Annotated in this window: 38 protein-coding genes and 1 pseudogene; 32 read left to right on the top strand and 7 right to left on the bottom strand. The window is 42.0% G+C overall.

All coding sequences use genetic code 11. The features are described from left to right. The 28 genes from rplD (at position 1) to rplQ (ending at position 14,705) form a co-directional block, all read left to right on the top strand. Complete coding sequence (gene rplD / locus ACEN82_RS01245; protein ID WP_090529285.1) at positions 1-633, top strand: 50S ribosomal protein L4; 633 nt, start codon at positions 1-3, stop codon at positions 631-633. A 2-nt stretch (positions 634-635) separates the two neighbouring features. After that, positions 636-926, top strand: a complete 291-nt coding sequence (gene rplW / locus ACEN82_RS01250) for a 50S ribosomal protein L23 (protein ID WP_090529282.1) — start codon at positions 636-638, stop codon at positions 924-926. A gap of 8 nt (positions 927-934) precedes the next feature. Continuing rightward, entirely contained in the window at positions 935-1,762 is an 828-nt protein-coding gene (gene rplB, locus ACEN82_RS01255) for a 50S ribosomal protein L2 (RefSeq protein ID WP_090529279.1), read from the top strand. Continuing rightward, entirely contained in the window at positions 1,762-2,028 is a 267-nt protein-coding gene (gene rpsS, locus ACEN82_RS01260) for a 30S ribosomal protein S19 (RefSeq protein WP_022832979.1), read from the top strand. The genes rplB and rpsS overlap by 1 nt, the downstream gene beginning before the upstream one ends. A 6-nt stretch (positions 2,029-2,034) precedes the next feature. Further along, the gene (rplV, locus tag ACEN82_RS01265) at positions 2,035-2,463 is read left to right on the top strand and encodes a 50S ribosomal protein L22 (protein ID WP_091165379.1); all 429 of its coding nucleotides are present in this window, start codon (positions 2,035-2,037) and stop codon (positions 2,461-2,463) included. A 6-nt stretch (positions 2,464-2,469) separates the two neighbouring features. Then, on the top strand, positions 2,470-3,342 hold the full coding sequence (gene rpsC / locus ACEN82_RS01270) for a 30S ribosomal protein S3 (RefSeq protein WP_090529273.1): 873 nt from the start codon (positions 2,470-2,472) through the stop codon (positions 3,340-3,342). A gap of 50 nt (positions 3,343-3,392) precedes the next feature. Continuing rightward, entirely contained in the window at positions 3,393-3,815 is a 423-nt protein-coding gene (rplP, locus tag ACEN82_RS01275; RefSeq protein WP_090529269.1) for a 50S ribosomal protein L16, read from the top strand. A gap of 124 nt (positions 3,816-3,939) precedes the next feature. Next, on the top strand, positions 3,940-4,149 hold the full coding sequence (gene rpmC, locus ACEN82_RS01280; RefSeq protein WP_413321946.1) for a 50S ribosomal protein L29: 210 nt from the start codon (positions 3,940-3,942) through the stop codon (positions 4,147-4,149). 20 nt (positions 4,150-4,169) lie between these two features. Then, the gene (rpsQ, locus tag ACEN82_RS01285) at positions 4,170-4,424 is read left to right on the top strand and encodes a 30S ribosomal protein S17 (RefSeq protein WP_413321945.1); all 255 of its coding nucleotides are present in this window, start codon (positions 4,170-4,172) and stop codon (positions 4,422-4,424) included. A 1-nt stretch (position 4,425) separates the two neighbouring features. After that, positions 4,426-4,794: a 50S ribosomal protein L14 gene (gene rplN, locus ACEN82_RS01290; protein ID WP_090529260.1), complete on the top strand. Its 369-nt coding sequence runs from the start codon at positions 4,426-4,428 to the stop codon at positions 4,792-4,794. Position 4,795: 1 nt separating this feature from the next. Then, positions 4,796-5,125, top strand: a complete 330-nt coding sequence (rplX, locus tag ACEN82_RS01295) for a 50S ribosomal protein L24 (protein ID WP_090529257.1) — start codon at positions 4,796-4,798, stop codon at positions 5,123-5,125. Beyond that, positions 5,125-5,688: a 50S ribosomal protein L5 gene (gene rplE, locus ACEN82_RS01300; protein ID WP_090529254.1), complete on the top strand. Its 564-nt coding sequence runs from the start codon at positions 5,125-5,127 to the stop codon at positions 5,686-5,688. Before rplX ends, rplE begins: the two co-directional genes overlap by 1 nt. Beyond that, positions 5,681-5,950, top strand: a complete 270-nt coding sequence (gene rpsN / locus ACEN82_RS01305; protein WP_090529250.1) for a 30S ribosomal protein S14 — start codon at positions 5,681-5,683, stop codon at positions 5,948-5,950. The genes rplE and rpsN overlap by 8 nt, the downstream gene beginning before the upstream one ends. 148 nt (positions 5,951-6,098) lie before the next feature. Continuing rightward, positions 6,099-6,497: a 30S ribosomal protein S8 gene (gene rpsH, locus ACEN82_RS01310; protein ID WP_090529247.1), complete on the top strand. Its 399-nt coding sequence runs from the start codon at positions 6,099-6,101 to the stop codon at positions 6,495-6,497. Positions 6,498-6,514: 17 nt separating this feature from the next. Next, positions 6,515-7,072, top strand: a complete 558-nt coding sequence (gene rplF / locus ACEN82_RS01315) for a 50S ribosomal protein L6 (protein WP_090529244.1) — start codon at positions 6,515-6,517, stop codon at positions 7,070-7,072. Between the two features lie 5 nt (positions 7,073-7,077). Further along, positions 7,078-7,428, top strand: coding sequence for a 50S ribosomal protein L18 (gene rplR / locus ACEN82_RS01320; RefSeq protein WP_090529241.1), 351 nt, complete (start codon positions 7,078-7,080; stop codon positions 7,426-7,428). A 12-nt stretch (positions 7,429-7,440) separates the two neighbouring features. After that, positions 7,441-7,959, top strand: coding sequence for a 30S ribosomal protein S5 (rpsE, locus tag ACEN82_RS01325; protein ID WP_090529238.1), 519 nt, complete (start codon positions 7,441-7,443; stop codon positions 7,957-7,959). A 6-nt stretch (positions 7,960-7,965) separates the two neighbouring features. Next, a complete protein-coding gene (gene rpmD / locus ACEN82_RS01330) occupies positions 7,966-8,145 on the top strand; it encodes a 50S ribosomal protein L30 (RefSeq protein ID WP_022833274.1) in 180 nt (59 codons plus the stop codon). A gap of 4 nt (positions 8,146-8,149) precedes the next feature. After that, the gene (gene rplO / locus ACEN82_RS01335) at positions 8,150-8,596 is read left to right on the top strand and encodes a 50S ribosomal protein L15 (RefSeq protein WP_090529235.1); all 447 of its coding nucleotides are present in this window, start codon (positions 8,150-8,152) and stop codon (positions 8,594-8,596) included. Positions 8,597-8,601: 5 nt separating this feature from the next. Continuing rightward, on the top strand, positions 8,602-9,945 hold the full coding sequence (secY, locus tag ACEN82_RS01340) for a preprotein translocase subunit SecY (RefSeq protein WP_090529231.1): 1,344 nt from the start codon (positions 8,602-8,604) through the stop codon (positions 9,943-9,945). A gap of 6 nt (positions 9,946-9,951) precedes the next feature. After that, positions 9,952-10,743: a type I methionyl aminopeptidase gene (map, locus tag ACEN82_RS01345; RefSeq protein WP_091165403.1), complete on the top strand. Its 792-nt coding sequence runs from the start codon at positions 9,952-9,954 to the stop codon at positions 10,741-10,743. 64 nt (positions 10,744-10,807) lie between these two features. After that, positions 10,808-11,026 carry a translation initiation factor IF-1 gene (gene infA / locus ACEN82_RS01350; RefSeq protein ID WP_022833270.1) on the top strand — a complete coding sequence of 73 codons (219 nt, stop codon included), beginning with the start codon at positions 10,808-10,810 and terminating at the stop codon, positions 11,024-11,026. 4 nt (positions 11,027-11,030) lie between these two features. Continuing rightward, entirely contained in the window at positions 11,031-11,147 is a 117-nt protein-coding gene (ykgO, locus tag ACEN82_RS01355; RefSeq protein ID WP_022833269.1) for a type B 50S ribosomal protein L36, read from the top strand. Between the two features lie 90 nt (positions 11,148-11,237). Next, positions 11,238-11,615, top strand: a complete 378-nt coding sequence (gene rpsM / locus ACEN82_RS01360; RefSeq protein ID WP_090529226.1) for a 30S ribosomal protein S13 — start codon at positions 11,238-11,240, stop codon at positions 11,613-11,615. A gap of 142 nt (positions 11,616-11,757) precedes the next feature. Next, positions 11,758-12,147 carry a 30S ribosomal protein S11 gene (gene rpsK, locus ACEN82_RS01365; RefSeq protein ID WP_090529224.1) on the top strand — a complete coding sequence of 130 codons (390 nt, stop codon included), beginning with the start codon at positions 11,758-11,760 and terminating at the stop codon, positions 12,145-12,147. Positions 12,148-12,214: 67 nt separating this feature from the next. Further along, positions 12,215-12,823, top strand: a complete 609-nt coding sequence (rpsD, locus tag ACEN82_RS01370; protein WP_090529221.1) for a 30S ribosomal protein S4 — start codon at positions 12,215-12,217, stop codon at positions 12,821-12,823. A gap of 178 nt (positions 12,824-13,001) precedes the next feature. Further along, entirely contained in the window at positions 13,002-13,994 is a 993-nt protein-coding gene (locus ACEN82_RS01375) for a DNA-directed RNA polymerase subunit alpha (RefSeq protein WP_090529218.1), read from the top strand. A 159-nt stretch (positions 13,995-14,153) separates the two neighbouring features. Continuing rightward, the gene (gene rplQ, locus ACEN82_RS01380; RefSeq protein WP_274990024.1) at positions 14,154-14,705 is read left to right on the top strand and encodes a 50S ribosomal protein L17; all 552 of its coding nucleotides are present in this window, start codon (positions 14,154-14,156) and stop codon (positions 14,703-14,705) included. 111 nt (positions 14,706-14,816) lie between these two features. On the opposite strand, the gene ACEN82_RS01385 is transcribed toward rplQ, so the two are convergent. The 4 genes and pseudogenes from ACEN82_RS01385 to ACEN82_RS01400 all read right to left on the bottom strand — a co-directional run bounded on the left by ACEN82_RS01385 (position 14,817) and on the right by ACEN82_RS01400 (position 16,524). After that, the gene (locus ACEN82_RS01385) at positions 14,817-15,311 is read right to left on the bottom strand and encodes a GNAT family N-acetyltransferase (protein WP_413321944.1); all 495 of its coding nucleotides are present in this window, start codon (positions 15,309-15,311) and stop codon (positions 14,817-14,819) included. A gap of 375 nt (positions 15,312-15,686) precedes the next feature. Further along, positions 15,687-15,896: pseudogene (locus ACEN82_RS01390) on the bottom strand (Txe/YoeB family addiction module toxin); the annotation flags it as partial. Between the two features lie 34 nt (positions 15,897-15,930). After that, entirely contained in the window at positions 15,931-16,137 is a 207-nt protein-coding gene (locus ACEN82_RS01395) for a DUF2683 family protein (protein WP_413321943.1), read from the bottom strand. Between the two features lie 96 nt (positions 16,138-16,233). Then, positions 16,234-16,524: a hypothetical protein gene (locus ACEN82_RS01400; protein WP_413321942.1), complete on the bottom strand. Its 291-nt coding sequence runs from the start codon at positions 16,522-16,524 to the stop codon at positions 16,234-16,236. A gap of 247 nt (positions 16,525-16,771) precedes the next feature. Here ACEN82_RS01400 and dnaK point away from each other — a divergent pair, with 247 nt between their 5' ends. From dnaK to ACEN82_RS01420, 4 genes are all read left to right on the top strand, one after another. Next, the gene (dnaK, locus tag ACEN82_RS01405) at positions 16,772-18,673 is read left to right on the top strand and encodes a molecular chaperone DnaK (RefSeq protein ID WP_413321941.1); all 1,902 of its coding nucleotides are present in this window, start codon (positions 16,772-16,774) and stop codon (positions 18,671-18,673) included. 426 nt (positions 18,674-19,099) lie between these two features. Then, the gene (leuS, locus tag ACEN82_RS01410) at positions 19,100-21,904 is read left to right on the top strand and encodes a leucine--tRNA ligase (protein ID WP_413321940.1); all 2,805 of its coding nucleotides are present in this window, start codon (positions 19,100-19,102) and stop codon (positions 21,902-21,904) included. A gap of 338 nt (positions 21,905-22,242) precedes the next feature. After that, positions 22,243-22,734: a hypothetical protein gene (locus ACEN82_RS01415; RefSeq protein WP_413321939.1), complete on the top strand. Its 492-nt coding sequence runs from the start codon at positions 22,243-22,245 to the stop codon at positions 22,732-22,734. A gap of 31 nt (positions 22,735-22,765) precedes the next feature. Then, on the top strand, positions 22,766-23,695 hold the full coding sequence (locus ACEN82_RS01420; RefSeq protein ID WP_090529196.1) for a bestrophin family protein: 930 nt from the start codon (positions 22,766-22,768) through the stop codon (positions 23,693-23,695). A 42-nt stretch (positions 23,696-23,737) separates the two neighbouring features. On the opposite strand, the gene ACEN82_RS01425 is transcribed toward ACEN82_RS01420, so the two are convergent. From ACEN82_RS01425 to ACEN82_RS01435, 3 genes are all read right to left on the bottom strand, one after another. Next, positions 23,738-23,941, bottom strand: coding sequence for a DNA-directed RNA polymerase subunit alpha C-terminal domain-containing protein (locus tag ACEN82_RS01425; RefSeq protein ID WP_188833408.1), 204 nt, complete (start codon positions 23,939-23,941; stop codon positions 23,738-23,740). A gap of 292 nt (positions 23,942-24,233) precedes the next feature. Beyond that, positions 24,234-25,187, bottom strand: a complete 954-nt coding sequence (locus ACEN82_RS01430) for an acetyl-CoA carboxylase carboxyltransferase subunit alpha (RefSeq protein ID WP_090529188.1) — start codon at positions 25,185-25,187, stop codon at positions 24,234-24,236. A gap of 47 nt (positions 25,188-25,234) precedes the next feature. Next, positions 25,235-25,738 carry a hypothetical protein gene (locus ACEN82_RS01435; protein WP_413321938.1) on the bottom strand — a complete coding sequence of 168 codons (504 nt, stop codon included), beginning with the start codon at positions 25,736-25,738 and terminating at the stop codon, positions 25,235-25,237.

The following is a 25,738-nucleotide window of genomic DNA, read 5'->3' on the forward strand; positions in this document are numbered from 1 at the left end:
ATGGAAGTTAACGTATTAAACGTATCAGGTAAAGAAACAGGTGCCAAGGTGCAGCTTCCTGAGTCGGTTTTCGGTATTGAGCCAAATGATCACGCTATCTATCTTGATGTTAAGCAATTTCTTGCTAACCAGCGTCAGGGTACACACAAATCAAAACAGCGTAATGAAATTGCAGGTTCAACCCGCAAATTATACAAACAAAAAGGTACAGGCGGTGCCCGTGCCGGTGGTATTAAATCACCATTATTTAACGGTGGTGGCCGTGTATTCGGTCCGCAACCACGCGATTATAGCTTCAAATTAAACAAAAAGCTTAAATCACTGGCCCGTAAATCAGCTTTATCATACAAAGCAAAAGATAACAATATTTTAGTGTTAGAGGATTTTAGCTTTGATAGCATCAAAACTAAAAACTACATTAAATTGGAGGCCGATCTGAATGTTACTAATGAAAAAACATTATTAGTAGTAGCATCTGCCGAAAATAACAATGTGTATTTATCAAGCAGGAACCTGAAGAAAAGCAAAGTAATTTCAGTTGAGCAGCTTAACACTTATGATGTGTTAAACGCAGGCAAGTTGTTGTTAACTACAGGTGCTGTTAAAACTTTGGAGGAAGCATTAGCTAAGTAATTATGGAAATTTTAAAACAACCCCTACTTACTGAAAAAGTTACTCAGTTAACTGACAAGCTTAACCGTTATGCTTTCAAAGTTGATCACAGGGCTAACAAAATTCAGATCAAGAGTGCCATTGAGGCAATGTACGGTGTAAACGTTACGGCGGTAAACACCATGAAATACGTCGGCAAACTTAAAACTCGCAATACTAAGGCAGGCGCCGTTCAGGGCCGTTCAGCTACTTACAAAAAAGCGATCATTACGTTAAAGGACGGAGAAGTAATTGATTTTTACAGCAATATATAATTATAGAAATGGCAGTAAAGAGATTTAAACCGGTTACCCCGGGTACCCGCTTCAGAGTTGATGTATCTAATTCAGATATCACAACAAACGTTCCTGAAAAATCGTTGGTTGTAGCATCAAACAAAAGATCGGGCGGTCGTAACAACAGCGGTAAAATGACTATGCGCTACTTAGGTGGTGGTCATAAACAAGCATACAGGTTAATTGATTTTAAACGTAATAAGTTTGATATCCCGGCAAAAGTTGCAACTATCGAGTACGATCCTAACCGTTCGGCACGTATAGCCCTGCTACACTTTGCTGATGGCGAGAAAAGGTACATGATTGCTCCGGAAGGCTTAACAGTTGGTACAATTGTAACAGCAGGCGAAACAGCAGCTCCCGAAGTAGGTAATACCTTACCATTAAAGAATATCCCTCTTGGTTCGATCATTCACAACATTGAGTTAAACCCTGGCCAGGGTGGTGTAATTGCCCGCAGCGCCGGTACTTACGCTCAATTATCAGCACGTGATGGCAAATATGCTATCATCAAATTGCCTTCAGGCGAAACCCGCATGATCCTGTCAACTTGTTTGGCAACTATCGGTACCGTTTCAAATGGCGAAAGAGCAAACGCTGTGTTAGGTAAAGCCGGCCGCAAACGCTGGTTAGGCCGCAGGCCAAGGGTACGTGGTGTAGCTATGAACCCGGTAGATCACCCTATGGGTGGTGGTGAAGGCCGTGCCTCAGGTGGTCACCCACGTTCACGTAAAGGTTTATTGGCTAAAGGCTACAAAACCCGTGACAAGAAGAAAACATCGGATCGTTACATCATTGAAAGAAGGAAGAAATAATGGCTCGTTCAATAAAAAAAGGACCTTACATCGATCATAACTTAGATAAGAAAGTTATGGTACTGAATGATGCAAATAAAAAATCAGTTGTAAAAACATGGTCACGTCGTTCCATGATCTCTCCTGATTTCGTTGGTCATACATTCGCAGTACACAACGGTAACAAGTTTATCCCTGTGTACGTAACAGAAAACATGGTTGGACACAAGCTTGGAGAGTTTGCCCCAACCCGTACATTCCGCGGACACGCAGAAAAGAAAAAATAACAGGCAATGGAAGCAACAACAAAAATTAAAAAGTCTGTACTGATCAGGCAACAAAAAGAAGCTGCGAAAGCTCTTGTAGGCGGCGCTTCTGTTGCTAAGTTACAGGACTGCCCAACTTCACCACGCAAAATGCGTTTGGTGGTTGACTTGATCCGCGGTGAAAACGTTGAGAAAGCGTTATACATATTGAAATTTACTAACAAAGAAGCTGCTATTCGTGTAGAGAAACTTTTGTTATCAGCTATCAAAAACTGGGAAGCAAAAAACGAAGGCAAACGTGTTGAAGACAGCAACCTTTTTGTTAAGGAAGTATCTGTAGGCGGTGGCCGTCAGTTAAAAAGGTTACGCCCTGCTCCGCAAGGAAGGGGATACCGTATCCGCAAACGCTCAAACCACGTAACACTTGTTGTGGATAGTAAAAACGAAAACAATTAATTTGAAATGGGACAGAAAGCACATCCAATAGGTAACAGGTTAGGAATCATCAGAGGTTGGGATTCTAACTGGTTCGGTGGCAACAACTACTCCGATAAATTAGTTGAAGACGAAAAAATCCGCAAATACCTTTCAGCTCGTATTGCTAAAGGTGGTGTATCTAAAGTAGTTATCGAGCGTACTTTAAAACGCATTACCGTAACTATCCACACTGCCCGTCCGGGTATTGTGATCGGTAAAGGCGGTCAGGAAGTTGACAAGATCAAAGAAGAGTTGAAAAAACTTACTAAAAAAGAAGTTCAGATCAACATTTTCGAGATCAAACGTCCTGAGCTTGATGCACAATTAGTAGCAGAAGGCATTGCAAAACAATTAGAAGCACGTATCTCTTTCCGTCGTGCCATGAAAACCACAATCGCTGCAACCATGCGTATGGGTGCCGAAGGTATCAAGGTAATGACTTCAGGCCGTTTAGGCGGCGCTGAGATGGCACGTAGCGAGCAATATAAAGAAGGCAGGATTCCTTTGCACACTTTCCGTGCTGACATTGACTACGCATTGGCAGAAGCATTAACTACCTATGGTAAAATAGGTGTTAAAGTTTGGATCTGCAAAGGCGAGGTTTATGGCAAACGCGATCTTTCTCCAAACATTGGCGGTACCAGCAGCGCAAGCGGCAAAGGTGGCAGGCCAGAGGGCGGTGCACCAGGCTTTGGTGGCCGTGGTAACGAAAGAGGCGGCGAACGCGGCGGTGAGCGTCGTGGCGACAGGAAACCAGGTGGCGATCGTCGTGGCGGTGGTAACCGTCCGGGCGGACAAGGTGGAAACCGTCCGGGTGGACAAGGTGGAAACCGTCCGGGTGGCCCAGGTAAGAGATAATAATTAAAGTACAAGACAAATATCGAATAACGATATAAAAGCTTAAGAAAATGCTACAGCCAAAAAGAACGAAGTTCAGAAAGATGCAAAAAGGCAGGATGAAAGGTTTAGCCACCCGTGGTGCTGAACTTTCATTCGGATCTTTTGGTGTTAAATCACTCGAAGCGGCATGGATCACCAGCCGTCAGATCGAGGCTGCACGTATCGCTGTAACACGTTTTATGAAACGTGAAGGACAGGTTTGGATCAGGATATTCCCTGACAAACCTGTAACCAAGAAACCTGCAGAGGTACGTATGGGTAAAGGTAAAGGTGCTCCTGAATACTGGGTTGCGGTAGTACGCCCCGGAAGGATCATTTTTGAAGCCGAAGGTGTGCCTTTGGAAGTTGCTAAAGAGGCTTTACGCCTGGCAGCACAGAAATTACCGGTGCAAACTAAATTTATTGTACGTAGGGATTACGTAGAAGCATAAATTGAGGAGTTAGTTGAAGAGTTGTAAAGTTTTAATGTTGTGAAGTTAGATGCCGAATTTCACCATTCAAATAAAAACAATACAACGTTTAAACTTACCAACAGACAACAAATAACAAAGAAAAATGAAGAACTCAGAAATTTTGGGCCTATCAACTGAAGAGATTGTTGCTAAGATCAGCGAGGAAAGGGCTACCCTAACCAAATTGAAATTTGCTCATGCAGTTTTAGCTATTGAGAACCCGTCCCGTATAACCAAAGTACGCAAAGGAATTGCTCAGTTAAATACTGAATTAACAAAACGTAAAGCGGCGGCCGCTTCTGAAAAGAATTAATTTTTTAAACATTAGTAAAAATGGAAAGAAATTTAAGAAAAACACGTACCGGCCTCGTAGTAAGCAACAAGATGGAAAAATCTATTGTTGTGGCCGTTGAGCGTAAGGTGAAACACCCTATCTATGGTAAATTCGTAAAGAAAACTACCAAATTCAAGGCTCATGATGAAACCAATACCTGTGGCGTAGGCGATACAGTATTGATCATGGAAACCCGCCCGCTGAGCAAAACCAAAAACTGGCGATTAGTTGAAATTTTAGAAAGGGCTAAATAAGATGGTACAACAGGAATCAAGATTAACAGTAGCCGACAATAGCGGCGCTAAAGAAGTTTTAGTGATCCGTGTATTGGGTGGTACCGGTAAAAGGTATGCATCAATCGGCGATAAAATTGTGGTTACCGTAAAAAGCGCTTTACCTTCAGGTAACGTGAAAAAAGGTACCGTATCAAAAGCCGTAGTTGTGCGTACTAAAAAAGAGATCCGCAGAAAAGACGGTTCATATATCCGTTTCGACGATAACGCAGCTGTGTTGTTAAACAACCAGGACGAGCCAAGAGGTACACGTATCTTTGGCCCTGTTGCAAGGGAACTGCGCGAGAAACAATTTATGAAAATTGTATCATTAGCACCGGAGGTATTGTAACATGGAAAAGAAAGTAAAATTAAAGATCCGTAAAGGCGACCTGGTTAAAGTTATCGCCGGCGATTCAAAAGGATCACAAGGCAAAATCGTTGAGGTTTTGGTAGATAAGAACAGGGCTATTGTTGAAGGTGCCAATATGGTATCAAAACATACTAAACCTAATGCTGCTAACCCTAACGGCGGAATTGTTAAACAAGAAGCTGCTATACATATTTCAAACCTAATGCTGGTTGATCCTAAAACAGGTAATACAACCCGTGTTGGCCGTCAAAAAAATGACGCCGGCAAATTAGTAAGGGTAGCAAAAAAATCAGGGGAGGAAATTAAGTAATGACTTACGTACCAAGATTAAAATCAAAATACAAGGACGAAATCCGCACCGCACTGAAAGATAAATTTCAGTACAAAAGCGTAATGCAGGTTCCTAAATTGGAGAAAATTGCCATTAACCAGGGTGTAGGTGGTGCAACTACCGACAAGAAATTGATCGAAAACACCATCACCGAGTTAACTACCATCACTGGTCAGCAAGCAGTATCTTCAAAATCTAAAAAAGATATCTCAAACTTTAAATTGCGTAAAAATATGCCGGTTGGCGTACGTGTTACCCTGCGTGACAACACAATGTACGAGTTTTTGGATCGTTTAATCGCTGTAGCCCTGCCACGTATCCGTGACTTCAAAGGCATCAACGATAAAGGTTTTGATGGCCGCGGCAACTATACATTAGGTATTACTGAGCAAATTATCTTCCCTGAGATAAATATTGACAAAATCAATAAAATCCAAGGTATGGATATTACCTTTGTAACCTCCGCAACAAACGATGTTGAAGCATTGGAGTTGTTGAAACAATTTGGTTTACCATTTAAAAATCAAAATAGCAATGGCTAAAGAAGGTGTAAAAGCACGTGAAGTAAAGCGCGCAAAATTAGTAGCTAAATACGCTGAAAAAAGAGCTGCTTTAAAAGAAGCTGGCGATTATGCTGCTTTAGATAAATTACCAAAAGCATCATCACCGGTAAAATTGCACAACCGTTGCAAATTAACCGGCCGCCCTCGTGGTTATATGCGTCAGTTTGGCATTTCACGTGTTACATTCCGTGAAATGGCTCTTGAAGGCAAGATCCCGGGAGTAAAAAAAGCAAGCTGGTAAGCAAAAGCTGAAAGCAAAAGGCGAAAAGCGTAAGGCATAAAAGCTTTAGGCTTTTTGCTTTATGCATTAAGCTTAAAATGAATGAATTAACCGATGGAAGGTCGCCCGGGATGTTACCGGAAGGAAACCACCGTCATAACACAATAAAATGAATACAGATCCAATCGCAGATTATCTTACAAGAGTAAGGAATGCTATTAAAGCCAACCACCGGGTTGTTGAAATTCCTGCATCAAATCTGAAGAAGGAAATCACTAAGGTGCTTTTCGACAAAGGTTACATTGCAAATTATAAGTTTGAGGATAATGGTCCTCAGGGCACTATCAAAGTTGCTTTGAAATACCACCCGATAACTAAAATTTCTGCTATCCGCAGCATTTCGCGCATCAGCAAACCAGGTTTGAGGAAATATGCAGGTATGGAAAACATGCCACGTGTATTAAATGGTTTAGGTATCGCCATCCTGTCAACTTCTAAAGGCGTTATGTCTGATAAAGAAGCTCGTCAGCAAAATGTTGGTGGTGAGGTTTTATGCTACGTTTATTAACAGAAGAAATTTAAGCAATGTCAAGAGTAGGAAAAGCACCGATAGCACTGCCACAGGGAGTAACCATTACAGTTTCAGCAGATAATGTTGTTACCGTAAAAGGTCCTAAAGGCCAGTTGCAACAGGCAATTGATAGCGATATCACTATTGCACAGGAAGACGGTCAGTTACTGGTTCAACGCCCGTCTGATCAAAAACGTCACAAAGCGTTACATGGTTTATACCGCGCGCTTTTAAATAACATGGTAATTGGTGTAACTGAAGGTTACAAAGTAACCCAGGAATTAGTGGGTGTAGGTTACCGTGCCACCAATACCGGTAATACATTAGATTTAGTGTTGGGTTTCTCTCACCACTATGTATTTGAATTACCTCAAGAAATTAAAGTTACAACCACTGCTGATAAGGGTAAAAACCCAACCATCATCCTTGAATCAATTGACAAACAGTTAATTGGCCAGGTAGCAGCTAAAATCCGTTCATTACGCGCACCAGAGCCTTACAAAGGTAAAGGTATCAAGTTCCAGGGCGAGATTTTGAGAAGAAAAGCAGGTAAATCAGCATCTAAAAAATAATCGTCATGGGAGCTAAACTATCAAGAAGAGACAGGATTAAAAAAGGCATCAGGAAACGCCTTTCAGGGTCAACAGAACGTCCCCGCCTGTCAGTATTTAGAAGTAATAAAGGTATTTATGCGCAGATCATTGACGATGTAACCGGTAAAACTTTAGTTTCAGCATCATCTTTATCAAAAGATTTTGCCGCTGAAGGTACAAAATCAGATCAATCAGTAGCTGTTGGTAAATTAGTAGCTTCAAAAGCTATCGCTGCAGGTATTAAAGATGTGGTTTTCGACAGGAACGGTTACCTGTACCATGGCCGTGTTAAGTCATTGGCCGAAGGTGCACGTGAAGGTGGTTTAAACTTTTAATCGAAAAGAGAAATGTCAACAATCAACATAAAAAGAGTAAAAACAAGCGAGATCGAATTAAAAGACCGCTTGGTAAGCATACAGCGTGTTGCCAAAGTAACCAAAGGCGGCCGTACTTTCAGCTTCTCTGCTATCGTGGTAGTAGGTGATGAAAACGGTGTTGTAGGTTACGGTTTAGGTAAAGCTAAAGAGGTAACTGAAGCTATTGCTAAAGGCATTGATGATGCTAAAAAGAACCTGGTAAAAGTTCCAATTATTAACGGAACTGTACCTCATGAGCAAATTGGTAAATTTAGCGGTGGTTTTGTTTTCATTAAACCAGCTGCTAACGGTACCGGTGTAATTGCTGGTGGTGCTATGCGTGCCGTATTAGAATCGGCAGGTGTACACAACGTATTGGCAAAATCAAAAGGTTCATCAAACCCGCACAACGTGGTAAAAGCAACCGTATCGGCATTAGCCCAGTTACGTGATGCAAATACAGTAGCACAACAGCGCGGAATTAGTTTAGGTAAAGTATTTAACGGATAATCAGTCATGGCTAAGATCAAAATAACACAGATTAAGAGCGTGATCGACAGAACGGAACGCCAGAAAAAAACAATCGAGGCTTTAGGCTTGCGTAAAATTAACCACAGTGTGGAAGTTGAGGCTACACCTGCTATAGTTGGGATGGTTAGGAAAGTGAACCACCTGGTAGCGGTTGAAAATATTTAATATCATGAATTTAAGTAATTTAAAACCTGCAGAAGGTTCAACCAAAAATAGAAAAAGAATTGGCCGTGGTACAGGTTCTGGCCGTGGCGGTACGTCAACCCGTGGCCACAAAGGCGCCGGTTCACGTTCAGGTACCAGCACCAAGGTAGGCTTTGAAGGCGGTCAGATGCCTTTACAGCGCCGTGTGCCTAAGGTAGGCTTTAAAAACCCTAACCGTGTTGAGTACACAGGTGTAAACCTTGACGTACTTCAGGAATTAGTAACAAAATTTTCGCTTACTGCTGTTGATTTTGATACTTTGAAAGAGCACGGTTTGGTGTCACGTAACGACCTGGTTAAGATCCTGGGCCGTGGTGAGCTTACTGCCAAATTAGAAGTTAAAGCACATGCATTTACTGCTACAGCTCAAAAAGCTATTGAAGCTGCAGGTGGTACCATAGTTAAGTTATAATTTCGATGAAGAAATTTTTCACCACATTATCCAATATCTGGAAAATCGAAGATCTGAGAGTGCGTATTACTAACACACTCTTATTTCTTTTAATATATCGTGTAGGCTCATTCGTGGTTTTACCTGGCGTTAACGCCGCGGTAGCATCAACCCAAAAAGCAGAAGGATTAGTAGGATTGCTGAATATGTTTGCAGGAGGATCGTTTTCACGTTCCTCTATTTTCGCGTTAGGTGTTATGCCTTACATTTCGGCTTCAATTGTGGTGCAACTGCTGGGTATTGCCGTTCCGTATTTTACCAAATTGCAAAAAGAAGGTGAAAGCGGTCGCAACAAGCTTAACCAATGGACCCGCTACCTGACAATAGGTATTACCTTTTTACAGGCTATAGGTTACCTTAAGTCGCAGGTTGCTGCTGATGCAAGGACTATTGCCGATCCTTTTACCTTTATCTTCATTAACACGTTTGTGTTAACGGCAGGTACATTATTTGTAATGTGGTTAGGCGAAAAGATCACCGATAAAGGTATCGGTAACGGTATTTCACTTATTATCATGGTGGGTATCATTGCTCAGTTACCAATGGCGTTTACTACCGAGTTCGTTTCGCGTAATGGCGGTGCCGGTGGTTTAATTGCTTTCATTGTGGAGATCGTAGGTCTTATTGGTGTGGTAATGTTTACTATACTGATAGTACAGGGAACACGTAAAATTTCGGTACAATACGCTAAACGTATTGTGGGTAACAAACAATATGGCGGTGTACGCCAGTATATACCTTTAAAGGTAAATGCTGCAGGTGTAATGCCAATCATATTTGCCCAGGCATTGATGTTTATCCCGCAAACTGTATCGCAGTTTTTTCCTAACGTATCATCAAACGGTATTTTAATAGCTTTAGCTAACTATAACTCATGGGAGCATAACCTGTTGTTTGGGATCCTGATCATCTTGTTCACTTATTTCTATACTGCTATAACGGTTAACCCTAACCAAATGGCCGATGATATGAAGAAGAACGGTGGCTTTATCCCGGGCATCAAACCAGGCCGTACTACTGCTGAGTTTATTGATGGCGTAATTTCAAAGATCACTTTACCAGGATCAGTATTCCTGGCTATTATAGCAATCATCCCGGCATTGGCCAGTTTGGTTGGTGTATCTCCGGTATTCGCAAGGTTCTTCGGCGGTACATCGCTGATCATCCTGGTGGGTGTTGTTTTGGATACATTACAGCAAATAGAAAGTCACTTGTTGATGCGCCATTATGATGGTTTAATGAAAACCGGACGGATTAAGGGACGTACAGCTATGCCTGCCGCTGCCGGTACCAGTCCGACAGCGATTTAATTAGCAATGTCAAAAATCAATTATAAGTCTGTCGAAGAGATAGAACTCATAAGAGAAAGTTCTTTACTTGTTTCAAAAACACTCGGAGAGATAGCTAAGGTTATTGCTCCGGGTGTTAAAACAATTGAACTGGATAAGCTTGCCGAAACCTTTATACGGGACAACGGCGGTGTTCCTGCCTTTTTAAACTATCACGGATTTCCTTATTCACTGTGTATCTCCCTGAATGACCAGGTTGTACACGGCTTCCCCGGATCGCATGTTTTAACTGAGGGCGACCTGGTATCAGTTGATTGCGGCGTTGTTTTAAATAAATATTACGGCGACTCGGCTTATACCTTTGCCATTGGCGAGGTTAGCGACCAGGTTAAAAAGCTGATGCGTGTAACGCAGGAATGCTTAAAGCTGGGTGTTGAAAAAGCGGTTGTAGGGATGCGGGTAGGTGATATCGGATACGCGGTACAGGAGCATGCCGAAAAGAACGGCTTTGGTGTAGTAAAGGAACTTGTTGGCCATGGTGTAGGATTAAAGCTGCACGAAAAGCCCGAAGTACCTAACTATGGCAAACGCGGTGCCGGTATCAAACTGGAAGAAGGCATGGTGATAGCCATTGAGCCCATGATCAATGCCGGCCGTGCCGGTGTTAAGTTTTGGGATGATGGCTGGACAGTTTCAACATCTGACAAGAAACCTTCGGCACATTATGAGCATACAGTAGCGGTACGAAAAGGTACTCCAGACATTTTATCGACGTTTGATTACGTAGAAAATGTTTTAAAAGAAAAAAATAATAATTAAATAATTTTTTATTAATTTTGCATCCCGGTTTTAGGGCGGATAATTAAGTAATAATCAACAAAATATGGCTAAACAATCTTCGATTGAGCAAGACGGTACAATTAGAGAGGCATTGTCAAATGCAATGTTCAGAGTTGAACTTGAAAATGGTCATGAGATTATAGCGCACATATCGGGCAAAATGCGTATGCACTACATTAAAATTCTTCCTGGCGACAGGGTGAAGCTTGAAATGAGTCCATACGATTTAACAAAGGGTAGAATAACCTATAGATATAAATAAAAAGATGAAAGTTAGAGCATCCATCAAAAAGCGCAGCGCTGATTGCAAGATCATCCGCCGTAACGGGAAACTTTACGTTATTAACAAGAAGAACCCGAAGTTTAAACAACGCCAGGGCTAAGAACAATTACTGAATTGGAGAATGATTGAATTACTGATGATAGCGATTCGATAATTCAATAATTCGATAACTCAATAAATTACAAGAAATATGGCAAGGATATCAGGTATTGATTTACCAAAGAATAAAAGAGGAGAAATCGGACTTACTTACATTTTCGGTATTGGCCGCTCAACAGCTCAAAGAATTTTGACTGAGGCTGGTATTGATTTTAATATCAAAGTACAAGACTGGACCGATGAGCAATTATCTTCTATACGCGGAATTATTAACGACCAAATTAAGGTTGAAGGTGCATTACGTTCAGAAGTGCAGCTTAACATTAAGCGTTTGATGGATATTGGTTGTTACCGCGGTACACGTCACCGTAAAGGTTTACCATTACGTGGTCAGCGTACTAAAAACAACTCACGTACCCGTAAAGGTAAACGTAAAACAGTTGCTAACAAGAAAAAAGCTACTAAATAGTGATTGGTGCTTAGAGGTTAGAGATTGGTTAATTGCCGCTTGATAACCTTTAAATCATCAGGAATACCTCATTTTGACAGTATAATTAATGGGTCCGGATTATTCGCTAATTCAGTAATTCATTAATTCAAAAATTAAAAAAATGGCTAAAGCTAAAAAAGTAACCAAGAAACGCATTGTGATTGTTGAGCCGGTTGGCGAAGCACACATCAATGCTACTTTCAACAACATCATCATCACCCTTACCAACAAAACCGGCCAGGCAGTTTCTTGGTCATCAGCTGGTAAAATGGGTTTCAAAGGTTCAAAAAAGAATACTCCTTACGCTGCCTCACAAGCTGCTGCCGATTGCGGTAAAGTTGCTTATGACTTAGGCTTACGTAAAGTTGAAGTATTTGTAAAAGGCCCAGGTGCCGGTCGTGAGTCAGCTATCCGTACTTTGCAAACTGCAGGTATCGAAGTAACTACGATTAAAGATATTACACCGCTTCCACACAACGGTTGCCGTCCTTCAAAAAGAAGAAGAGTTTAATTAACATATTTTTTAAAGCTAAGATTCGGCAGCTGCAGGCTGCATGATACTTTAAGAACACACAAAAATGGCCAGATATACAGGACCAAAATCCAAAATTGCCCGTCGTTTCCGTGAGCCGATCTTCGGTCCGGACAAAGCGTTAGAACGTAAAAACTATCCTCCGGGCATGCACGGTGCTTCAAAACGCCGTGGAAAGCAATCAGAGTACTCTACTCAGTTGCAAGAGAAACAAAAAGTTAAATACACTTATGGTGTATTAGAGCGTCAGTTCGAAAACTTATTTCACCGCGCTTCTGCTAAAGAAGGTATCACAGGCGAAAACCTGTTGAAATTCCTGGAAGCACGTTTAGATAACGCTGTTTTCCGTTTAGGTATTGCTCCTACACGTTCGGCAGCTCGCCAATTGGTTAACCACAAACACATCACTGTTAACGGTGCTGTTGTAAACATCGCTTCATATGCATTGAAGGCTGGTGACGTGGTTGCGGTACGTGAAAAATCTAAATCATTAGAGGCTATCACTACTTCAGTAGCCGGTAGAAGAATCAACAAATACAGCTGGTTAGAGTGGGATGCGAACAACCTTACAGGTAAATTCCTTAACTATCCTAACCGCGATGAGATCCCTGAAAACATCAAGGAAAACCTGATCGTCGAGTTGTACTCTAAATAAGATATGAGATATCAGATGTGAGATTTGAGAGTTTTTTCAAATCTCATTTCTGGTTTTCGTATATATGCAAATCACAAACAAAAGATTTGAATAAGCGTTTGAACAGCAGAGGAAATCTCACATCTCAAATCCCATATCTCAAATCAATTATCAAGTAAACAATAAATAAAGGATATAAATGGCAATTTTAGCATTTCAAAAACCAGACAAGGTTATCATGCAAAAAGCAAATGATTTTGATGGTACGTTTGAATTTCGTCCGTTAGAACCAGGCTTTGGTGTAACCATTGGTAATGCTCTGCGTCGTATCTTACTTTCATCACTTGAAGGTTATGCAATTACTTCTGTTCGTTTTTCGGGAGTAACTCATGAATTTTCAACCATCAAAGGTGTTGTTGAAGACGTAACCGAGATCATCCTGAACCTTAAACAAGTTCGTTTTAAGAAAACAGGTGAATCTGGCGACAGCGAGAAAATATTTGTTATTGTAAATGGCCAGGATGCATTTAAAGCAGGAGATATCACCAAATTCTCTAACAACTTTACTGTATTAAATCCTGATTTGGTACTTTGCAATATGGACCCGGCTGTAACGCTTGAAGTTGAGCTTACTGTAGGCAAGGGCCGTGGTTACGTACCAAGCGAGGAAAATAAAAATCCTGACGCTAATGTAGGTGTGATCGCTATCGACTCGATCTATACACCGATCAAAAACGTAAAATATACCATCGAAAACTATCGTGTTGAGCAAAAAACCGACTATGAGAAATTAGTATTGGATATTGCTACCGACGGTTCGATCCACCCTGAAGATGCTTTGAAGGAAGCAGCTAAAATCCTGATCCAGCACTTTATGCTGTTCAGCGATGAAAACATGATGCTTGAAGCACAGGCTAAAGAAGAAACCAAAGAAGTGGATGAAGAGATCCTGCACATGCGCAAGATCCTTAAAACCGAACTGGTTGATCTTGACCTTTCTGTACGTGCCCTTAACTGCCTTAAAGCTGCTGATATCCGCAGCCTTGCTGATCTGGTATCGTACGATGTTGCTGACATGTTAAAATTCAGGAACTTTGGTAAAAAATCGTTAACTGAAATCCAGGACCTGGTTAAATCAAAAGGTTTATCTTTTGGTATGAACCTGTCTAAATTTAAGTTAGACGAAGAATAATAGAGAAGCAAGACTGTGGGAAGCAAGAGGCAAGATAGATTTTAGATCTTGGCTCTTGATTTCTTGACTCTTGGTTCTTGTTGCAAACATTAAGCGAAAGCATAATTCCGAGGGCTTGAGCCTATCGCCCAACGGTATGCACGTGAAATATATAAAACAATGAGACACGGAAACAAAAACAATCACTTAGGCCGTACTACAGCCCATCGTAAAGCGATGTTGGCTAACATGGCATCTTCGCTTATTTTACACAAGCGTATCACTACAACATTAGCAAAAGCAAAAGTTTTACGCGGTTATGTTGAGCCACTTTTAACAAAGTCAAAAAACGATACTACGCACTCACGTCGTACAGTATTCAGCTACCTGCAGGATAAAGATGCAACTTCGATCTTGTTCCGTGAGGTTGCTGAGAAAATTGCTAACCGCCCGGGTGGTTACACCCGTATCATCAAGTTAGAAAACCGTTTAGGCGATAACGCTGAAATGGCAATCATCGAGCTTGTTGATTACAACACTGTTTACGGTGCTGACGCTGCTGCTCCTGCTAAGAAATCAACCCGTCGTCGTGGTGGTTCTGGTGCAAAAGCTAAAGCTGCTGCCCCAGTAGCTGCAGAAGAAGCTGTAGTAGTTGAAGACGTTAAAGAAGAACCAGCTGCTGAAGCACCTGCACCTTCTGAAAACGAAGAAAACGCTGAAAAAGGCGAATAATTAATTATTCGGTTTAACGGATACTAAAAACGGCCCACTCATTTGAGTGGGCTGTTTTTTTATGTAATTGACTGAGGTTTTAGGTAAAATCATGGTAATTCCCTGATCTGTTTACTCGCGGTTCAGGCTATAAGTCAATAAGCATTCAACTTCATTCATCAAAGTGAAACCGCACTTTTCCAATATCCTTCGCGATGGCAGGTTATCTGTATAAGTGTGCACTATGATAGCTTTCACAAATTCATGCGTAAATGCCCATTGCGAAAGCAACTGTAAAGCTTCTGTAGCATAGCCTTTGTTATGTTGGTTAGCGTCGATCATATAACCAATCTCCGCTTCGCCGGCATCATTAGGATAGCCGGCAAAGCCCATGCCGCCAATGACAGTATTGGTGCTTTTAAGAACGATCTCCCAGCCGGTATACCATAGGTATTTATCGGGAAAGGCGAGTGTATTAGGCAGCCAGAAACTATCGAAGGCATCATCAATTTCTTTGAGATATAAAGGGTCGATTAGCATAGCTGAAGGAGTTAAGCCTAATGATAGCTCCAGCAGCTTACGGTTTTGTTTAAGCAATAATAATTGCGCGTGTGTTAACGGTATCATTTTTAACCGTTGTGATTGGATAAAATACATTTAATGTTGGAATTAAATAACAATAAGACACCAGTTCGCTTTTTTAAAGTGAAGGTACAGCCGTTAAATAAGGCTGTTTGTTATGCAATTCCAGGCAATAGAATAAGCCTGTTTGGTTTGTTAAGTAACAGAGGCGGTTTGTTTGATTAGGATAAATATAAGGGATTTTAGTTGAAAATCCACGGCATTTTATAAAACCGGGAAGTGTGTTAGGGATAGGAGCGGATACCAGCCTGTGGCTAATGCCTTGTGTAGTACGAGCGGATAGCCCGGCCGCAGGCAACGCCCATATCAGTTGGCAGTAGGTTGTTGATGAAGACAAATTATAAAGACATAATTAGATGATTAGGCGTAATGTCCTTTTAAGGAATAAATAATTATGTTATCGCCGATCACTTCGTAGATGATGCGGTGCTGATCAATTCGCCTTGACCGTTTACCCGAATATTCATGTTTTAACGGCTCTGGTTTGCCAATACCAATAAATGGTGATTCTTTTATAGCAATGAGTAGACGTTCAATTTTCTTTACTATAGAACTCTGGCCACTTTTTAAGAAAAATCTATATCTTCTTTAGCAGTGTTGGTTATTACAAGTTCCATATATCGGCAGGTGTTATTTGTGCAGTTCTACCGGCCTTTAAATCATCTTCACTTTGCTTCATTTTATTTACAAAATCCTTATTATAGGTTTTTTCGCCTTTTTCGGTTTTGTAATCAACTTTAAGAGCTTTCATAATCGCTTTTAATGCAGCTAACTGCTCTTTATCCTTCGGCAGTACAATCAATGTCTCCATATACCAATTTACACTTTATTAAATACAAATTTTGAAAGTGATTGTTGAATAAAAAGTTAATTGATAAAATAAAACTTTGCTATGTAAACGCTATCCTCACTCATCAATATAAAACTTGATATCGTTAAAGCGGCTGCGGCCTTCCCGCACGAAATTTCCGTCGATATTATACAACACATCGCCAAAGAGGCTGCGGCCTTTCCTGATCAGGTTATCGTCAAGATTACAAACTACGTCGCCAAACATTCCCTGGCCTTTTTTAACCACTTTGCCATCTATGGTATATAAAATATCGCCAAACCGGCCCTGGCCTTTCCGCACATAGCTGCCATCGATAGTGTATAATATTGTTCCAAATTTATTATTGCCCTCCCTGACGTACTTCATGATTGATACCTGTGATTCGAAGTTTCAAGTTAGTCGATATCCTGCCAATTAGCAAACCAAATAATAACCTTTCGCCTTTAACCTCAAACGATCCTGCCAACCTGTCATCACAAAGTAAGCTATTCTGCCGCCTTGTTCATGAACTGACAATTACAGGCAATTTTTACTGCCATTGGCATATTGGCACAGGCATTGATAAACAGCAATGGTAAGTAAACAATAAATCAAAAAGAAAAAACAATCATATATGTCTAAAATAATTGGAATCGACTTAGGAACAACAAACTCCTGCGTTGCTGTAATGGAAGGTAACGAGCCTGTTGTTATAGCTAACAGCGAGGGTAAACGTACTACGCCGTCTGTAGTAGCTTTTATTGATAATGGCGAACGTAAAGTTGGTGATCCTGCAAAACGTCAGGCTATCACAAACCCTACAAAAACCATTTCGTCAATTAAACGCTTTATGGGTAACCAGTTTAGTGAAGTTACAAGTGAAGCGGCACGTGTACCTTATAAAGTAGTTAAAGGCGACAACAACACCCCTCGTGTTGAAATTGGCGACCGTAAATATACCCCGCAAGAAATTTCTGCAATGATTCTTCAGAAAATGAAGAAAACTGCTGAAGATTTCTTAGGTACCGAAGTAAGTGAAGCGGTTATTACCGTTCCTGCTTACTTTAACGACGCTCAGCGCCAGGCAACTAAAGAAGCTGGTGAAATTGCCGGTTTAAAAGTACGCCGTATCATTAACGAACCTACTGCTGCTGCATTAGCTTACGGTTTTGATAAAGCTCATAAAGATATGAAGATAGTTGTGTTTGACTGCGGTGGCGGTACTCATGACGTATCCGTATTGGAATTAGGCGACGGTGTATTTGAAGTAAAAGCTACCGATGGCGATACTCACTTAGGTGGTGACGACTTTGATCAGGTAATTATTGACTGGTTAGCCGACGAGTTTAAAAGCGACGAAGGCATTGACCTGCGTAAAGACCCAATGGCTTTACAACGTTTAAAAGAATCGGCTGAGAAAGCTAAAATTGAGTTATCAAGCTCTGCTCAAACTGAAGTTAACCTGCCATACATTACTGCAGTTGACGGTATGCCTAAGCACTTGGTTAAAACATTAACCCGTGCTAAATTTGAGCAACTGGCTGATAGCCTGATCAAACGTACTATTGAGCCTTGTAAATCGGCTTTGAAAAATGCTGGTTTAAGCACTTCTGATATCGACGAAGTGATCCTGGTAGGTGGTTCAACCCGTATCCCTGCTATCCAGGAAGCTGTACAAAAATTCTTTGGTAAAGCTCCATCAAAAGGTGTTAACCCTGATGAAGTTGTGGCTATCGGTGCTGCTATCCAGGGTGGTGTATTAACCGGTGAGGTTAAGGATGTGTTATTGCTTGACGTTACCCCGCTTTCATTAGGTATCGAAACCATGGGTGGTGTAATGACTAAATTAATTGAGTCGAACACTACTATCCCTACCAAAAAATCTGAAACATTCTCAACCGCCAGCGACAGCCAGCCTTCAGTTGAGATCCACATATTACAAGGTGAGCGCCCAATGGCTGCGGGTAACCGTACGATAGGTCGTTTCCACCTGGACGGCATTCCGCCAGCACCTCGCGGTGTACCACAAATCGAAGTTACTTTCGATATTGATGCTAATGGTATCCTGCACGTATCTGCCAAAGATAAAGCTACAGGTAAAGAGCAAAAAATCCGTATCGAAGCTTCTTCAGGTTTAACTGATGCCGAGATCAAAAAGATGAAGGACGAAGCTGAGGCTAATGCCGATGCTGACAAAAAGGCAAAAGAAGAAGTTGAAAAACTGAACGCAGCTGATGCCCTGATCTTCTCGACTGAAAAACAACTGAAAGAGTACGGCGATAAGATCCCTGCTGATAAAAAAGCACCTATCGAAGCTGGTTTAGCTAAATTGAAAGAGGCTTATTCAGCTAAAAACTTTGACGCTATCGAAGCTGCACAAACCGAGCTTAACACTGCCTGGACTGCTGCATCTGAAGATATGTACAAAGCTTCTGCCGAAGGTGCTCAAGGCGCACCAGGTGCCGGTGATAACGGTGCAGGCGCGCAAGACAACTCTGACACTGTAACAGATGTTGATTTTGAAGAAGTGAAATAATAAGTTTTTATATAATGAAAAGCCCGGTTTGGTTAATTCCATCCCGGGCTTTTTTTGTGGGGATATTGCCTGGTTGCAGAGTAGGATGGACCTGCGGGGCCATAACTGATCATAATATAAAGCAACGTAAGGCCAGCTGCGCTATGTATTTATAGCCCTGTAAATACCTAAGAGCGCTACACTAAAATCTGTAAACTTTTTTAGGACGAGACATAAAGAGCGGTTTTAACTGCGGAGATTCATCCTGTTGAAATTTTAGATTGATTAATTTTGTGCGTTAACCTAAATATGCAAAAGCCCCTGATAGGTTAAACTCCATAGCAAATTGTTTAAAAAGACACCATTAACCGTCAACTAATCCATTAATAACTACTAAACTAATAGGGAAATGCTTAATTTCGCAACCTCATACGCGTAAAACATAAAATGGACTACCAATTTAAAGAGATAGAGCAAAAATGGCAGCAGTTTTGGGCTCAAAACCAAACCTTCAAAGCCGAAGACAAAAGCAGTAAGCCCAAATATTATGTGCTGGATATGTTCCCTTACCCATCTGGGGCCGGCCTGCACGTTGGGCACCCGCTGGGCTATATCGCTTCAGATATTTTTGCACGCTACAAACGTTTAAAAGGCTTTAACGTATTGCACCCTATGGGCTATGATAGCTTTGGTCTGCCGGCCGAGCAATACGCCATACAAACCGGTCAGCACCCTGCTATAACTACCGAAGATAATATTGCAACCTATCGTCGCCAGTTGGACCAGATCGGCTTTTCGTTCGACTGGAGCCGCGAGGTGCGTACCAGCTCTCCCGATTATTATAAATGGACCCAATGGATCTTTATGCAGTTGTTTAACAGCTGGTATAATAAAGATGCCGACAAAGCCCAGTCAATTGATCAGCTGGTTGCACATTTTGAAACAAAAGGCTCTGCCGGTATCAATGCCGTTTGTGATGATGAAATTTTAAGTTTTACTGCCGATGAGTGGAAAGCGTTCAGCAATGAAGAACAGCAGTCCGAATTGTTAAAATACCGCCTTACCTACCTGCGCGAAAGTACCGTAAACTGGTGCCCCGCTCTTGGTACCGTATTGGCAAACGACGAAGTAAAAGACGGCTTTAGCGAGCGTGGCGGCTACCCCGTTGAACAAAAGAAAATGACCCAATGGAGCATGCGCATTACCGCATACGCTGAAAGGTTATTACAAGGCCTTGATACTATCGACTGGCCCGAGCCTTTGAAAGAAATGCAAAGGAACTGGATCGGTAAAAGTACTGGTGCTTCAGTTAAATTCCCGATAGATAAATCAGGTCATAACGCTGTTTTGGATACCGACTTCATCGAAGTGTTTACCACAAGGGTTGATACCATTTTTGGCGTTACTTTTTTAGTAATTGCTCCTGAGCATGAACTGGTAGCTTCATTAACTACTCCTGAGCAAAAGGCAGAAATCGAAGCTTATATTTCTCAAACCAAAAAGAAATCGGAGCTTGACAGGATGGCTGATGCCAAAACTGTATCGGGCGCATTTACCGGCAGCTATGTGCTTAACCCATTAAATGGGCAGCAAATTCCAATCTGGATCGCTGATTATGTTTTGGCCGGATACGGAACAGGCGCGGTGATGGCCGTACCATCAGGCGATCAGCGAGATTACCTTTTCGCGAAGCATTTTAATTTGCCGATAGTGCCGATCATCGATATTCAAAATATCGAAACTGAAGCCGACCCAACTAAAGAAGGCACCTACATTAACTCTGATTTTATCAACGGCTTAGCTTACAAAGAAGCAACTGCCGCGGTGGTTGCCAAACTGGAAGAGATCAATGCCGGTAAAGCCAAAGTTAACTTCAGGATGCGTGACGCCATTTTCGGCCGTCAACGTTACTGGGGCGAGCCGGTGCCGGTTTACTTTAAAGAGGGTTTACCTCATTTAATTAATGAAAGCCACTTGCCATTACTATTGCCCGAAATTGATAAATATCTCCCCACCGAAACCGGCGAACCGCCGTTAGGTCGGGCAGAGGATTGGAAATATGAAGGTGGTTTGCCTTACGAGCTAAGCACCATGCCGGGCTGGGCTGGCTCAAGCTGGTACTGGTACCGTTATATGGATGCCCAAAACGATAAGGAGTTTGCATCGCGCGAGGCTATTGAATACTGGAAAGACGTTGATTTGTACATCGGTGGCAGTGAACATGCAACTGGTCACCTGTTGTACAGCCGTTTCTGGAACAAGTTTTTGAAGGACCTTGACCTGGTTGTTGAGGAAGAGCCTTTCAAAAAATTGATTAACCAGGGCATGATCCAGGGCCGCAGTAATTTTGTTTACAGGCTGATTGACGAGGAAGGCAAAGGTACCAACACCTATGTATCGCACGGATTGATCAAAGAACATAAAACTACGCCCATACACGTTGATGTTAACATTGTTGAAAACGAAGTATTAAACATTGCCAAGTTTAAACAATGGCGACCTGAATTTGCTGATGCCGAGTTTATACTTGAAGGTAGCAAATATATCTGTGGCGTCGAAGTTGAAAAAATGTCAAAACGGTATTACAACGTTGTAAATCCGGATGATATAGCAACCCGTTTCGGTGCCGATACCTTGCGGATGTATGAGATGTTTTTAGGTCCGCTGGAGCAAAGCAAACCGTGGAATACCAATGGTATTGAAGGTGTTTTCAAATTCCTGCGTAAATTCTGGAGGTTGTTCCATAATGATGCATGGGAGTTTGGTGTAAACAATGCCGCTCCGTCAAAAGCCGAGCTGAAATCATTGCATAAGATCATTAAAAAGGTTGAAGAAGATATCGAGCGTTTCTCGTTTAACACTTCGGTATCCAGCTTCATGATCGCTGTTAATGAATTAACCGATTTGAAATGCAACAACCGTTCGATATTGCAGGATATGGTGATCATCCTTTCGCCTTATGCGCCGCACATTTGCGAGGAGCTTTGGTCGTTATTGGGTAATGCTGATGGTACTTTATCATACGCACCATTCCCTAAATTTAACGCGGAATATTTGGTTGAAGATGAGTTTGCTTACCCAATCTCAATCAACGGTAAAATGAAAATGAACCTAAGCATCTCGTTAAGCCTTGATGTTAAAGAAATAGAAGCCTTTGTTTTGGCTAATGCCGATGTACAAAAATACCTGGATGGTAAAACCCCTAAAAAACTGATTGTGGTAAAAGGCAGGATTGTGAATATGGTAGTTTAAACCCCTCCGCTCCTTAAAGGGGGGCTTTTAGGATTTCCAACCCTGGTTTTGCAACGCAAGGCCAGGGCTTTTTTATTGCCTGAAATAAAGATGTCAAATCCGAAATACTTCGAAAGGCGGGAACGGGCGATGAAGGGGTAGGAAATCTTATCCGCCCTGTATAGCCCTTGGGAGGGTATATAGGACTTCTCTGTGGCCCCAACGCACAATCATTCTGTGCTCCATCGATGATATCCTGAAAATTCTAATCACATTCTAATTTCTTTCTTAAACCGTTTTAATGCCCGGTACCGACTATTGTATCAACAAACAGTAGTAAACACAAAAAAGGTATCATCATGAAAACATTAAACATTATCATCCCGTCTGATTTCACCTTATCATCATTAAACATTATACCTGTTTTAGCAGAGCGCTATCCAGATCAAAAGCTCAATATATCGCTCGTTCATTTCCTGCAATTGTCTGACTCTATATCCGATCTGCTATTATTATCCCGCAGAAGCAGGGAATATCAGCTCATCAGCGATGAATTTTACGCCGGTTGTACTATGCTGAAGAATGACTATGCAGACCGGATAGAAAACATCACCCCCGATTTTTTTTATGGCAACACGGTGGCTGTATTTAAAAACTATCTCGAAGAAAAAGAGACAGGCCTGATTGCCATGCCCGAAAACCACAGCTATGCAAGGTTAACACCCAACAGTTTTGACCCTACCATATTGATGCAACGGAGCGGGTATAAAATAATTACCCTTAAAGCTGAGATTAAACAGCCTTTAACCATAGTTAATGCCGAAGCAGAACATGAGCTGCTGGAGGTTTAATATTTACTAAAATCATTTAAAACAACTATCTATGTTACTAAAAGAAAATATCCCGGTAAAATATGTGGTGGGCAAAATAAAGAATGAATTGTTGCTGGTTGCCGTGTATGCTGTAGCTATAGCCTTATTCCATCGTTTTTTGCCTGAATACCGCATTTCAATCCCAATTGCTGTGCCGGCCATACTGGCTACCATCATATCCTTGTTACTGGCATTTCGCTCAAACCAGGCCTACGACCGTTGGTGGGAAGCCCGGAGCATTTGGGGAGCTATAGTGAACGATTCAAGATCGCTGGTGCGCGAGTTGATCACTTTTTTAGATGGCGATAATGCCACATGTGAAGAAATAGAAGGTTTCAAAAAACGGTTTGTTTATAGGCAGATAGCATGGTGCCATGGCTTAAGCCAATCATTACGCAAGCAAGATCCATATGCTAAAAACGGCCACCTGCTGGTTGACGAAGAAGTAAAATTCACTCATCGTTTTACAAACATGCCCAACAGCTTGCTAAAACTGCACGGGCTTGACCTAAAACTGGCTTATAAAAATGGATGGCTTAATGATTATCAGCAAGTGCAGATAGATGGCACACTTAACCGCTTGTGCGATGCTATGGGCAAATGCGAGCGGATCAAGAACACGGTATTTCCGGTTACCTACAGCTTATACATTCATTTTTGCCTGTACCTGTTTATCATATTGCTGCCATTTGGCCTCATCGAATTCTTCGGCATGTTTGAAGTGCCTTTGATCATAGCTATAGCAGCAGCATTTTTACTGGTAGAGAAAATGGCCATCCACCTGCAAGACCCATTTGAGAACAAACCGACAGATACCCCAACAACTGCCATATCGCAAACTATTGAACGCGATTTAAAGCAGATGCTTAACGATAAACATGAGAGTGAAAAAGCAGCAGTATCAACTGCCGCTAAAGCAAACGTATATTATATACTGTAAGCTTTATACCCCTGTGCGGGAAGGCACAGGGGTTCACTTATTTTATTCCCTAAAGCCTAAACCTTCTTCTTTCATCTTCTCCTTCACTATCGGCACCGAACTTTTGCCGACACCGTGCAACTGCAAAAACTCTTTCTCGGTAAGTTTTGATAATTCAAGCAAGGATGTTATGCCCGCATTAGCCAACGCACGCTGAGCAGGGTTGCCCAATTTACCAAATGGGCTTTCTGATTTTTCAGTCTTCATGAGGAACGGTTTAATTGATGATCAAATTTAACATCAAACTACCTTTTGCGTGCGGGGCATTTGCGACTATTGAGGGGGGATTCTTGAGCTTATTCCTTGCGCTCGTTTGCAACTTTATAAAACAGAGAAAACATGTCATTGCGAGCGCAGCGCGGCAATCGCACGGAAGCATAGTGGCCCTGTATAGCATGCGATTGCTTCGTCGTTCCTCCTCGCAATGACATGGAGTTGATGTAAAACAACAAGAGCCGCCTTTTCGGGCAGCTCTTGCTATCAACAAATGGATTGAATATTATTCATTAACCACACCCATTGAGCAGAATTTATCAATACGCTCGGCTACAAGCTCATCAATATTGCGCTCTTTAAGGGTTTTCAGGTCTTTTAATAATTGTTTTTTCAGAATACCGGCCATAGCAACCGGGTCTTGATGGGCACCGCCAAGTGGTTCTTTGATCACCCCGTCAATCAACTTGTTCTTAAACATCTCTGTCGATGTTAGTTTAAGTACTTCGGCGGCACGCTCTTTATTTTCCCAGGTTTTCCAAAGAATGGTTGAGCAGTTTTCGGGAGAGATCACCGAATACCATGAGTTATCCAGCATCAGCACCCTATCGCCAATACCAATACCCAATGCGCCGCCCGATGCGCCTTCGCCAATAATAACACAGATCACCGGCACTTTCAGCACTGCCATTTCGAGCAGGTTACGGGCAATGGCTTCACCTTGCCCGCGCTCTTCGGCCTCTAAACCCGGATAAGCACCCGGAGTATCAATTAAAGTAACAACGGGCTTGTTAAATTTTTCGGCCATTTTCATCAGCCTTAAGGCTTTACGATAGCCCTCAGGATTAGCCATGCCGAAGTTACGGTACTGGCGCTCTTTAGTGTTACGGCCCTTTTGATGACCGATAAACATTACTGTTTGGCCATTCAAGGTACCAAAACCACCAATTATAGCTTTATCATCACCTACGGTACGGTCGCCATGCAGCTCGATGAAATCATCGCACATCAGCTCGATGTACTGCAAGGTGTAAGGCCTTTCGGGGTGACGTGAAATTTGTACTTTTTGCCAGCCTGTGAGGTTGCTGTATATATCTTTTTTGGCTTCTTCCAGCTTTCCTTCCAGCTCGGCAACAGTTGCCGACATGTCGAGTTTGTTTTTTTCCTCAACCTGCTTTACCTTCTCTATTTGCTGCTGTAACTCAGCCAGTGGTTTTTCAAAATCAAACGTAATCTTCATACACTTTATTTGGAGGCGCTAAATTAAGCAAATCAAACGGGATATTTTCAATTATGAGCAGCGAGTGTTTCCAACTTCGTGATTTGCTGCGGGGCCAATGCATTGCCGGTGCTTAAACAGGCTTGCAAAATGGCATTCCTGAGCTCTCCGTAATACAAACCCGAGCGGTTGGCGTAAAAGATAATGCTGCCATTATCCGTCCCTTTTCTTATCAGTTTATCAAGTGTGGTTTCGTTGGTAACTATAAAATTGCCCATCTCTACCCGTTTGCGGCGCAGTTCGGCAGCAATGGCCGTAATTTTGGTCAGCTGAACCGGGCTCAGGCTTAGTTCTTTTTTAAACTTCAGCGCTGCATCGGGCATGGGGTAATGGTTAAGCCGGGCAACCTGTTCAATATCGTCAAACAAATACTCACCGGTAATCAGTTGGGTAAACTTTTTGTCGCTCAGGGTTTTTATGGGCGATTTTTTCAGGGTACTGTCGGCTTGCTGGGCTTTGGCAGTGATGCTGAGCATTAGGGTTATGAGGAGGGGGAGGATGGTTTTTAGCAT

It is taken from the genome of Mucilaginibacter sp. Mucisp73 (assembly GCF_059491465.1).